At 47.6% G+C, this 9284-nt stretch carries 8 protein-coding genes; all 8 read left to right on the top strand.

Going from position 1 to position 9284, the window contains the following annotated elements:
- Positions 1-151: 151 nt before the first annotated feature.
- The 8 genes from H8876_RS09300 to H8876_RS09335 all read left to right on the top strand — a co-directional run bounded on the left by H8876_RS09300 (position 152) and on the right by H8876_RS09335 (position 9108).
- Entirely contained in the window at positions 152-508 is a 357-nt protein-coding gene (locus H8876_RS09300; protein WP_249287516.1) for a hypothetical protein, read from the top strand.
- A 230-nt stretch (positions 509-738) separates the two neighbouring features.
- Complete coding sequence (locus tag H8876_RS09305; protein ID WP_249287517.1) at positions 739-978, top strand: hypothetical protein; 240 nt, start codon at positions 739-741, stop codon at positions 976-978.
- A gap of 257 nt (positions 979-1235) precedes the next feature.
- Complete coding sequence (locus H8876_RS09310) at positions 1236-1568, top strand: cupin domain-containing protein (RefSeq protein ID WP_249287518.1); 333 nt, start codon at positions 1236-1238, stop codon at positions 1566-1568.
- 71 nt (positions 1569-1639) lie between these two features.
- Positions 1640-1825 (top strand): ferredoxin, encoded by a 186-nt coding sequence (locus H8876_RS09315; RefSeq protein WP_249287519.1) that lies wholly within the window; start codon positions 1640-1642, stop codon positions 1823-1825.
- A gap of 36 nt (positions 1826-1861) precedes the next feature.
- Positions 1862-3436: a hydroxylamine reductase gene (hcp, locus tag H8876_RS09320; protein WP_249287520.1), complete on the top strand. Its 1575-nt coding sequence runs from the start codon at positions 1862-1864 to the stop codon at positions 3434-3436.
- A 179-nt stretch (positions 3437-3615) separates the two neighbouring features.
- Positions 3616-4806 (top strand): IS256 family transposase, encoded by a 1191-nt coding sequence (locus H8876_RS09325; RefSeq protein WP_249287521.1) that lies wholly within the window; start codon positions 3616-3618, stop codon positions 4804-4806.
- A gap of 831 nt (positions 4807-5637) precedes the next feature.
- Positions 5638-7542, top strand: coding sequence for a DUF4914 family protein (locus H8876_RS09330; protein WP_249287522.1), 1905 nt, complete (start codon positions 5638-5640; stop codon positions 7540-7542).
- Positions 7543-9108, top strand: coding sequence for a xylulokinase (locus tag H8876_RS09335; RefSeq protein ID WP_249287523.1), 1566 nt, complete (start codon positions 7543-7545; stop codon positions 9106-9108).
- Positions 9109-9284 lie beyond the last annotated feature (176 nt).

A 9284-nucleotide genomic window follows, 5' to 3' on the forward strand; every position in this document is an offset into this window, starting at 1 on the left:
CATTTAAAAAATAATGGAACCCCTTTGAGGGGTAGCTAAAGAGGCAATGGCAATGTAGCTTGAACGAAGAGAAAGCTAGCGCCTTGAGACGCTAGCCTAGCAATCCATGGGCTTATAGCTCTAGAGCAAACCACCCTTTTTAAGGGTGGTTATGATTCAAATCCGCATCGCACAAATCGATAAGGAATTCAATGACATCCTAAACACCGTAACGGCTGAAAATCCTGAAAGCCTGCTCACCGATCCCCGCATCGAAGCGATGATGAGTGAAAAAAGAATGCTGGAACAAAGACTGGCGGAATACAGCGCCGCCGAACAGCATCGCAAAAACGCGATGTCTCGGCTGGACAATATTTTTACCGTCCTCGATGGTATGAAAAACCACCCGTTGCTCTTCGACAATGAGATCATCCGCAAAATCCTGCAATGCGTCATCGTAGAGTCAAAGGATAAAATCAAGGTGGTTTTCATCGGCGGACTTGAAGTGGAAGCTGAGGTGGAGCAATGATGTCAGTATAGCAAAAACGGCTTATTCCAGTGCCGAAATATTACAAAACGCCATTGAAATATATCTCTAAAGACCTAAATTCAATGATGTTTTGCTCTTGGCCTTTGACTTAAAAATAGACGCTGAAAAAAACACTTCAAGCGGAAGAATCCATGTTGTCACTTATGGTCAATTAGTCGATACCGCAAGTGGAAAATTGTTTAGACTAAGAGATCGACTTAAGGAACACTATGACTCATTGGGACAAGAAAGTATTGTGGAACAAGCACTCAGGGAAACTAATGAATTTTGGTTCGGTTGATTCTGTTGATGAAATTTTGACAGAATATAACGAACACATTGAGGTTGATGAGCTTGATGAACCGGAGTATTTTATATATTATAGCACTTGTCCAGATTGTGGCGTAAAAATTGGAATAGAAAATGATGGTGGTAATGGATTTTGTGTAAACTACGCATCAAAGCACTAATTCTTCTAATGTGGATTTTTGGATGGTGCAACTCCCACCTCCGAAAAGCCGTGAACGACGGTATGAGATCTGAGCATTCTTTTTGGAATGCCCAAGTTTCATACCGTCATTATTTATACTGAAGCCCAGTATTCACACGGGTTTCATCATTTTTTATATGGCCGCGGCCATTATAAGGGCATATGAGATTTTATTTGAATGGAATAAATTGCAGAAAAAAGTACGAAACTATTTGTATGACGAATAGGGAGGTTTTTATGAGCGTTAAAATTAAAAATATCAGTCAGGCAGAGGTTCATGTATTAAAGGAGCAAATATCCTATCAAGAAGGTCAGGTTGTCAGTAAAACACTGGCTCAGAATAATGCCATAAGCATCACCTTGTTTTCTTTTGCCAAGGGAGAGGCGATCAGTACCCATGAATCCGGTGGGGATGCATTCGTTACCTGCTTGGATGGCGTCGGTAGGATTACCATCGACGGCATGGATTACCTGATCCATGAGGGCGAATCCATTATAATGCCCGCCGGACACCCCCATGCCGTGTTTGGGGAAGAAGCATTTAAGATGATGCTAGTTGTCATATTCTAACAAATAGTGTATTTGCCTAAGAACAGTTTAAACTGTTGCTGATAGTGATATATCCAGAGGAGGTGTAAAATTTGAAAGTTACGATTGATCGTGATGGATGTATCGGCTGCGGCTTATGCGCTGCTACTTGTCCGGAAGTCTTTCGGATTTCAGTAGATGGCTTGGCAGAAGTTTATGCGTCGTCAGAAAAAACGGCTGATAAAGTGAGGGAAACTGCTGAAAACTGTCCTGTCTCAGTCATCGGGGTTTCAGAATAAACCCGTTAATAGTACCTAACAACAGGAGGAAAATTTATGTCCGATATGTTTTGTTTTCAATGTCAGCAGACCGCAGGCAACAAGGGCTGCACTCGAGTGGGCGTTTGCGGTAAGCAGCCGGAAACCGCCAATTTGCAGGATGAGCTTATTTGTGAACTGATTCACCTTGCGGAAACTGCTGTAAAAAATGAACGCCGAACCAAAACAGCTGACCGACTTTTGATGGACGGTCTGTTTACTACGCTGACCAATGTGAATTTTGACAACGCTTCTATCCGCCATTTTATTGACCGCATTGTTTCAGAGCGAAAAAAGATTGGTGGCGCGCAGGATTGTCCAAAATTGGAATTATGGAAAGGGGAAACCGATATTGTATCTCTCCGCTCCACGTTGCTTTTCGGAATGAAGGGCATGGCGGCCTATGCCCATCACAGTATGAATCTGGGTTATGAGGATGATGAGGTGACTGCTTGGTTCTACAAGGGTCTCTGTGCAATCAATGAGGAGCACACGGTGGAGGAATGGCTGGCTCTTATCATGGAATTCGGCAAAGTCAATCTCAAATGCATGGAACTGCTGGACAGTGCCAACACCGGTTCCTTTGGAACACCAGTCCCCACCAGAGTGAATACCGACATCAAAGCAGGGCCGTTTATTGTGATATCAGGCCATGATCTGAAGGATCTGGCTCAGCTGTTGGAACAAACCAAGGATAAGGGAATCAATATCTATACCCACGGTGAAATGCTACCGGCACATGGATATCCGGGACTGAAGAAATATCCTCATTTGGCGGGGAATTTCGGAACCGCGTGGCAAAGCCAGCAGAAAGAATTTGAGAATATTCCCGCGCCTGTGCTGTTTACGACCAACTGTTTAATGCCACAGCGACCAAGCTATCGGGATCGTATTTATACGACCTCCGTGGTGGGGTATGAAGGTTTAACTCACATTACAGCAGATGAACACGGCAATAAGGATTTCACACCGCTGATTGAACAGGCACTGGAATTGGGAGGGTATGAGCATGACCACAGCATGAGCGGTATCAATGGGGGCCATATGCTTACTACGGGCTTCGCACATGGTGCTGTTCTTGCCAATGCGGAAAAAGTCATAAGTGCCATTAAAGAGGGAGCTATCAAGCATATATTCCTTGTCGGCGGCTGTGACGGCGCACATCCTGGACGGAATTATTACACAGAATTTGTCAAACAGACCCCAATGGACACACTGGTTTTGACGCTTGCTTGCGGGAAATACCGCTTTAACGATTTGGATTTGGGTGAAATTGGAGGCTTACCTCGTATTCTGGATATGGGTCAGTGCAATGATGCGTACAGTGCAATTAAAGTGGCGCTTACCCTGGCAGACGCATTTGAGTGCAGTGTCAACGATCTGCCATTGACCTTGGTTCTCTCCTGGTATGAACAAAAAGCGGTTTGTATCCTTTTGACTTTGCTGTCTTTGGGAATTAAGAATATGTATCTCGGCCCCACCCTTCCGGCTTTTCTCTCTGAAAGCGTTGTGAAAGTATTAGTTGACACCTATGGTTTGCAGCCTATCACTGCTCCGGAACAGGATATGGATGCAATTCTGGGCAGAAGATAACTTGCGGGTGTCTTTCTATAGTTTATAACTCAGAGAACAAACTTTGGCACAACTGCTTCTGTTTTGGAGATAATGTACAATAACTTGCGCAAATTGAAAACCGCATAAAAGAAGACATAGCTTGCAGGCTCTGGTAGAATGAAGTTACCACACACCATTCTGAAAGGAGACAGCAAACTATGTCCGAGAAAATTGTACAGCTGAATGAGGAAATTATCAAGGGGCAGCTCAAAGAATTAGTTCGCGGCAGCGTAGAGGAAACCCTGAACGAGCTGCTGGAAAAGGAGGCAGAGTCCCTGACCCAAGCCGCCCGCTACGAGCGCAGCGAGGCCCGTCAGGGCTACCGCAGTGGCCACTATGACCGCAACCTCACCACGACCTCCGGAGACGTCACGCTCCACGTACCCCGGCTCAAGGGCGTGTCCTTCGAGACCGCCATCATCGAGCGGTATCGCCGCCGTGAGAGCAGCGTGGAGGAGGCACTCATCGAGATGTACCTGGCAGGCGTCTCCGTGCGCCGTGTGGAGGACATCACCGAGGCACTGTGGGGCAGCAAGGTTTCGCCCGCCACCATCAGCGAGCTGAACACGAAAGCCTACGTTCACATTGAGGACTGGCGCAACCGCCCTTTGCAGGGCGGCAGGTATCCGTATGTCTACGTGGACGGCATCTATCTGCGCCGCAACTGGGGCGGAGAGTACGAAAATGTAGCGATTTTAGTGGCGATCGCCGTGAATGAGGACGGTTTCCGTGAGGTTTTGGGCGCTGCCGAAGGGATGAAAGAGGACAAGGCCAGCTGGGTCAGCTTCTTCCAGTGGCTCCGTGAACGCGGCTTGGACGGCGTAAAGCTCATCGTCGGCGACAAGTGCATGGGGATGCTGGAGGCCGTGGGCGAGGTGTTCCCGGACACCAAATACCAGCGCTGTACGGTGCATTTCTACCGCAACGTTTTCTCTGTTGTACCTAAATCCAAGGTCAAAATTGTGGCGAAAATGCTCAAGGCGATCCACGCCCAAGAGAGCAAAAAGGCATCCCGCGAGAAGGCGAAAGCCGTGGTGGAGGAACTACGTTCCATGAAACTGAAGGAGGCGGCCAAGAAGGTCGAGGACGGCATCGAGGAGACACTGACCTACTGCGATTTTCCCAGCGAGCACTGGACGCGCATCCGCACCAACAACGTGATCGAGCGGCTGAACCGGGAGATCCGCCGGCGCACCCGGGTGGTGGGGACATTCCCCGATGGCAACTCCGCCCTGATGCTGGTCTGCGCCCGGCTGCGCCATGTGGCGGGCACCCAGTGGGGCAACAAGAAATACATGAACATGAAGCACCTGGAGGCGGCTCTGTACGACGCCTCTATTGCCGGCTGACTTCATTCAGCCGGAGCCTGCAAACAATTTTGCGCATAAATCTTGACGGCACCGTTTTGGAGAGCCGTCTTTGTATCTATGTCCGAGAAATTTGGGCAAATAATTTTTTGCAGGAAAATATAGCTATACAAATACACGCGGGTTCAACTCCCACCTCCGAAAAGCCGAAAAAATCTTTTTCATGTGGCTTAGACATGAAATAAAAAAACGGATCCTTCGCTGATCCGTTTTTTTATTTCATTAGGATCAGCTTCTACATAAGTCTGTTAGAGGTCGGCGGTTGCTCCTAATGGTCAGGTATCCGGGAAATCATGAATTCCCAGATCACGAAAAAAACGGCCTCGATTCGGATGTTTTACTGCTTATGAGCTGTTCTTTCATTCATGAATTCCCATTTTTCAAAATAAAACAGCAGGCTGGGAACTGCTTTACAAGATATTTACAGCGCAGAGAAAAACAGTTCCCAGAAAAGTAGTTTTTATGTCTTTTAGGGAATCATAACGAGTGCGGCGCATGGATCTTGAAACATTTGCAGTAGTGAACTTCCCATATGGCTTTGAAAAAATTAAATCTGGGAATTCATGACGTGAGCAAGCATCTGAATCGAGAGATTGATTCCCAATTAGATCAGATAATTTTTGATCTGGGAATTCATAGTATTTATCCACTTGGCATTTTGAGATGGAGCTGTTGTTGCTGGTTTCATGCAACTTAACAAATAGGAAAAATAAGAATCGCACCTGCTATATCTTTTTGCTGCGTGGAATGATATAATAAATCCAGTACCTAAAAATACTATTATGAAATCGAATTCCGGAAAAGAGGTAAAGCATGGATAAGAATATGATCAATAGATTTGTCCTGCCAGAAGACTTAAAGCAGGCTCTTGACTCGGCAGAAAAAATAATTTTTCCGAAAACTAAGGCGCAGCTGGTAGAACTGTGCTATGGTCCTAACGGAGCGGCGAGATTCAATGTCAGCTATGACATTTCTGAAAAGGAAAGTTATGTGGAAGCGGATGTCGTGAGATGTAAAAACGGTCCGTCGGTAAACTTTACAGATGCTTATATGAGAAGGCGTGATCCGGACTGTATGTATATCGGAGATGAACTACCTACAGATAAACCGAAATTTGAAGATAGATGGGGTTATAAATTTTCTCAGCTCAGGCAGGAGACCATGAACTGGATAAGCCATCAGGAACTGGTTGTGATGCCGTTCATGATGGGAAGCAAGCTCCACGGATACGAGAGCCTTGTAATTGCGCCTGCAAATGCTGCGTTCTTTGCCTTTGCACTCGCCAATATCCAGAAATTCATCAGCATCGAAGATGTGGAAGAAGGATATACACCGAGGGCGATCATTTACGTGGCGCCGCCGTTCCGCCATACTCATTTTGGCGGGAAGCAGGTCGTGGTGCATTATCGGAGCGAACAGCTTCACGAAATTTTTTCCTATAATCTGTATCCGGGACCTTCTGCAAAGAAGGGAGTGTTTTCTGCACTGATCGATATTGGAGAGAAAGAAGGCTGGGTAACGAACCACGCTTCGGCGGCACTTTTGCAGACTCCATATGACAGCGAGGTCGTCTTTATGCATGAAGGCGCATCAGGCGGCGGCAAGAGTGAGATGCTGGAAGAAGTTCATAGAGAATCCGATGAGCGTGTCCTGCTGGGCGAGCATACCGTGACAGGCGAACGTTTTGAAATCAGATTAGGCGAGACATGCGAGATCTTCCCGATCGCAGACGATATGGTCATGGCTCATCGCGATATGCAGGACGATAGTCACAAGCTGGCTATTACCGATGCGGAAAACGGTTGGTTTCTGCGTGTCGACGGGGACAATTATTACGGCAATATTCCGATGTATGAGCGAATCAGCATTCATCCGTCGGAACCGGTGGAATTTTTTAATATTGATGGAGTGCCAGGAGCAACCTGCCTCATCTGGGAGCATATCAAGGAACCAAATGGTAAACCGTGCTCCAACCCGCGGGTGATTTTGCCGCGTGAGATGATCGACAACATTTATCCGGACGATGAAGCGGCGCTGGTAGATGTACGTTCTTTCGGTGTGCGGATGCCGCCGAGTACTAAAGAGAATCCTAATTATGGCGTGATGGGCCTCGTACAGGTCGTTCCGCCTGCTCTGGCATGGCTTTGGAGACTGGTTGCACCGCGTGGCTTTAAGAATCCTTCTATTGAGGATAATGCAAAATCTAATGTCATGACGTCGGAAGGTGTAGGCTCTTACTGGCCATTTGCAACAGGCAAAAAAATCACGCAGGCTAATATGCTGCTGAAGCAGATCACGGAAGCTTCGGAAACCCTTTATGTTTTGATCCCAAATCAGCACATCGGTGTTTACCGGATAGGATTTGCAGGAGAGTGGATCGCCAGAGAGTATTTGGCAAGACGCGGCGGTGTGGTGAAGAAGAAACAGCTGGTACCTGCAAGATGTCCGCTGTTTGGCTATTCGCTGGACGAAATGAAAATCGATGGTCAGACGATCCGTCGGAAGTTCCTGCGACCGGAACTGCAGTCTAAACTGGGCGAAGAAGGTTATGATAAGGGTGCTGAAATCATCACAGATTTCTTTAAAGAAGAGCTGAAGCAGTTCCTCGTGCCGGAGCTGGATCCGCTGGGAAGAGAGATCATAGAGCTCTGCATGAACGATGCACCTTTGGAAGCGTATCTGGAACTGACCCCGATCAAACGTGTGACGGGGAGATAAATGAACTCATTGTTCATGGGAGAACCAATGACAGGCGGAAAAAATCAAGTGGAAGAAAAATATATACTTACCATAGATATGGGGACGACGGCATTCAAGTCGGCGATCTTTGATTGTCGAGGCAGGGAAGTGTCCAGTGCTACAGAGGAATATCAGATCCAGACGCCGCAGCCGGGATGGGCAGAGATGGATCCGGATCGATATATTGATTTATTTCAGAATGTGATCGCAAAGGCGATCGAGAAGGCACAGGTACCGAAGTCGCAGCTGATCACGCTGGGGATCTCCGTACAGGGTGAAACCAGTGTGTTCCTTGATGCAGACAAGAAGTCTCTTAGACCGGCGATCCTGTGGTGTGATACAAGGGCACTGAAAGAAGCTGAAGAAATCGTGGATGCCTTTGGCTGCGCAACCATACAGAATCATACAGGGCAGGTGGGCTGCGATGCTCTCTGGCCGGGTGCGAAACTGTTGTGGCTCAAAAAACACGAGCCGGGAGTGTTCGGGAATATAGCGCATATCCTGCAGCTTAACGGATATTTTGCGTATCTCCTGACGGGTAAAATGGCAGAAGACGATTCCATTCTGGGAAGTTCTATTTACTGGAATATCAACACGAGGCAGTATTGGGAAGAAATGCTGGAATATATCGGTATCATGAAGGCACAGCTGCCGGAGATCGTAAGGCCGGGAAGCATTGTGGGAACTATCACGAAAGCCGCATCGAAGCAGTTCGATCTTCCAGAGAGTCTGACGGTAAATATCGGAGGCAGTGATCTGGCGTGCGGCCCGGTGGGAACAGGAGCGATCCGCCCGGGAAATTTCTCGGACAGCACAGGATCCTCTCTTTGCACGATGGCTATGGCGGATCATATTGTCCTGGATCCAACCAGGCAAATGCCGTGTTACTGTAGTGTGATGCCGGATCTGTACATGGTGCATGCCTATTCGACCGGCGGCATGTATATGAAATGGTTTCGGGATACTTTTGGAGAAATGGAACTCATGAAAGAAGGAGTCGGCGGTCTGAATGTATTTGATCAGCTGGATCTGATGGCGGCAGAGGTGCCGGCTGGGTCTGACGGCTTGATAGCGCTGCCTCATTTGCAGGGATCTGGTCCTCCGGATCTCAATGCTAATGCGCGGGCATGCTTTTTTGGCATGACCATCGCTCACGGCAAGGAACATTTTGTGCGGGCGATCATGGAGAGTGTTGTGATGGTGCTTTGCAGGATCATTGAAGCGACAGAAGCGCTGGACATATCGGTGGATCGTATCATCAGCTTTGGCGGTGGTGCACTGAGCCCGGTATGGTGTCAGATGAAAGCCGACGCCACAGGCAAGGATGTTGTAACGACAAAGAATAATAAGAGTGCCGGTTGCCTTGGAGCAGGGATACTGGCAGGTGTAGCTTGCGGGATCTGGGACTCAGTGGAAGAGGCATGTGATCAGATCATAAAGGAAGAACGGGTATATCACCCGGATCCGAAACATAAACCAACCTATGACGAGCTTTTGGCCAGGTATAAACATCTGATGGAATGTCTGGAGCCGGTATTTCAATAAAAAAACGGGATTCTTTTGGGGCACCCTCCGTAAGGAAGGTGCCCCAAGGCGGCTTTGTATCTTAATTAAATATTGTTGTGTGAATGCGGTGTAGCCATTGGCTATGCCGTTTTTGCCTTTAAGAAAGACTTTTTACTGATGTGTCTCTTATACACATCTCCGAGCCCACGAGACGG

The organism is Lentihominibacter faecis (assembly GCF_014306095.1).
Classification (GTDB): domain Bacteria; phylum Bacillota; class Clostridia; order Peptostreptococcales; family Anaerovoracaceae; genus Lentihominibacter; species Lentihominibacter faecis.

Bases quoted from the DNA above. Each gene is read 5' to 3' on its own strand.
- H8876_RS09325 (WP_249287521.1), top strand. From the start codon at position 3,616: ATGTCCGAGAAAATTGTACAGCTGAATGAGGAAATTATCAAGGGGCAG.
- hcp (WP_249287520.1), top strand. From the start codon at position 1,862: ATGTCCGATATGTTTTGTTTTCAATGTCAGCAGACCGCAGGCAACAAG.
- H8876_RS09305 (WP_249287517.1), top strand. From the start codon at position 739: ATGACTCATTGGGACAAGAAAGTATTGTGGAACAAGCACTCAGGGAAA.
- H8876_RS09330 (WP_249287522.1), top strand. From the start codon at position 5,638: ATGGATAAGAATATGATCAATAGATTTGTCCTGCCAGAAGACTTAAAG.
- H8876_RS09335 (WP_249287523.1), top strand. From the start codon at position 7,543: ATGAACTCATTGTTCATGGGAGAACCAATGACAGGCGGAAAAAATCAA.
- H8876_RS09300 (WP_249287516.1), top strand. From the start codon at position 152: ATGATTCAAATCCGCATCGCACAAATCGATAAGGAATTCAATGACATC.
- H8876_RS09310 (WP_249287518.1), top strand. From the start codon at position 1,236: ATGAGCGTTAAAATTAAAAATATCAGTCAGGCAGAGGTTCATGTATTA.